This window comes from Slackia sp., from assembly GCF_977041755.1.
On record NZ_CDRRGL010000196.1, the window covers coordinates 1 to 2,506 of the forward strand.

General features: G+C 59.3%; 1 protein-coding gene. It reads right to left on the reverse strand.

Features of this window, described 5'->3' with window-relative positions; all coding sequences use genetic code 11:
* Positions 1–348: 348 nt before the first annotated feature.
* On the reverse strand, positions 349–2,506 hold a 2,158-nt coding region (gene fdhF, locus ACWI8T_RS09425; RefSeq protein ID WP_449138759.1), incomplete at its 5' end, for a formate dehydrogenase subunit alpha.

Sequence of the window (2,506 nt, forward strand, 5' to 3'; positions counted from 1 at the left end):
CGATAAGGAACACCGCAACAGCGAATATTGCGTTGAAATCCATAGGCTCTGCGTTTCTTCTTAAACGGTTTTTAGTAACCCCCCTACTATAGCCGAATAGAGTCGATTCGAAAGTAACGCCCTCATTAAAAGCGCGCGATAAGCAGGAATATCGGGCCGAAATGCGACGCGCAACAGAATAGCTGGCGCGCGTCAACCGCAGCGACGCGAGGTACACCCGCGCGTCCCGAAACACATCGCAACAAAAAGCCGCGCCCGTGGCTGGCTCGAAGGGGCCAAGCCTCAGAGCGCGGCTCGTACGTGCCGGAGACGCCACGACATCTCGTGCGGCGAGGAGCTCGCGATTCGCTAAATCGCCTCGACCTTCACTGCGCAGACCTTGTATTCGGGCGTCGAGCAAATGCGATCAAGCGCCCCATTGGTAAGCCAGTTCGCATTGCCGTCCTGGAAATGGAACGGCATCCACGTTTGCCCCGGGTTCGTTTTGCCCGACACGCGCGCCGTGCTCTCGATGGTCGCGCGACGGCTGCTCACGCGCACGCGATCGCCATCGGCAATGCCCAAAGTTTCGGCGTCTTCGGTGTTGACCTCGATAAACGATTCGCCGTCGATCTCGTTGAGGCCCTCGGTTCGAGCCGTCATGGCGCATGCGTTGTACTGCGCCAGCACGCGTCCCGTGGTAAGCATCAGCGGGAAATCGGCGTTCGGCAGCTCGGCTGCGGGAATGTATTCGGCCAGCGAATACGCCCCCTTGCCGCGCGTGAATTCGCCCACATGCATGATAGGCGTACCCGCATGATCGGCGCTCTTGCAGGGCCACTGCAAACCCGCACCTGCAACTTCGGCGGAATCGAGGCGCGCATGGCTAATGCCATGGAAGCTCGGCGTGAGCTCGGCGATTTCGTCCATGATTTCGGCACTCGTAAGCTGCGGCTGCTTGTAGCCCATGCGGTTCATGATGTCGATGAAGATATCGGTATCGAGCCGCGTGTCGCCCTCGATGGTCACGGCCGTGCGAATACGCTGAACGCGACGCTCGGTATTGCTGAACGTGCCTTCTTTTTCCGCGTAGCTGCGGCCGGGCAGCACCACATCGGCGTACTTCGCGGTTTCGGTGAGGAACAAATCATCCACCACGAGGAAATCGAGCGATTCGAGCGCATGAATCACGTGATTGGTATCGGGGTCGGTGCGCACGGGGTCTTCGCCGAAGATGAACAGGCCCTTGATGTCGCCCGTAATCATCTTCGGGAAGCAGTCGGTGGCGTACGTGCCTTTCCACTTGGGAATCTCGACGCCCCAATGCTTCTCGAACTTCTCCATAACCTCGGGGTTCGCGAGCTTTTGATAGCCAGGGAAATCGTGCGGGGTGGCGCCCATGTCGCACGCGCCCTGCACGTTATTTTGGCCACGCAACGGATTCACGCCACAGCCCGGCTTGCCGAAATTGCCCGTAATCATAGCCAGGTTCGACAGCGCCATAACGCCTTCCGTGCCGCCCGTGTGCTCGGTCACGCCCAGGCAGTACACGATGGCCGCCGCATCTGCCGAAGCGTACATGCGCGCCGCCTGCACCAAATCGCGTGCATCGATGCCGCAAATATCGGCCACGTATTCGGGCGTATAGCGCTCGACCATGCGCTTGAAGTCGTCGAAGCCCTCGGAGCGCGCGTCGATGAATTCCTGATCGATAAGGCCTTCCTCGATAAGCACATGCGCCACGCCATTCGCAAACGCAACATTCGTACCCGGTCGCAGCTTCAAATGCACGTCGGCCTTGCCGGCCAGGCCAATATCGCGCGGATCAACGACGATGAGCTTCGTCCCACGTTCAACCGCTTTGCGAATCTGCATGCCAATAACGGGATGCGCCTCTTCGGGATTGCTGCCTACAAGCATGATGAGCTCGGCGTTTTGGGCAATATCGGCGATGGGGTTGGTCATAGCGCCCGAGCCAAGCGTTTGCGCGAGGCCCGCGACCGAAGGACCGTGGCACACGCGTGCGCAGTTGTCGACGTTGTTCGTCTTGAATACCGTGCGCGCCATTTTCTGCAGCATATAAATATCTTCGTTAGCCGAACGCGCGCATGCAAACGCAGCGAGGGCTTGTCCGCCAAACTCATCGCGAATGCCACCCATCTTTTCGGCAATCAAGTTCAACGCGTCGTCCCACGTAGCGGGCTCAAGCTTACCCGTTTCAACATTGCGCACGAGCGGCGTGGTGAGGCGATCGGACGATTGAACGAAATCGAAACTGCCGCTTCGGCCTTTAACGCACAGCAGGCCGCGGTTCGACGGACCGTCGACGGCTTCGGTGTCGACGATTTTGCCGTCTTTCACCACCAAATAATATTGGCAGCCAGTCGCACAATGCGGGCAGGTGGTGAGCACCTTCTTGGTCTCCCACTCACGATATTCCGAGCGGCGCTTTTCGACGAGCGCGCCCGTGGGGCACGCCTGGGCACAGTTGCCGCAGCTCTCGCACTGGGTTGCTTTCCAATTGGGG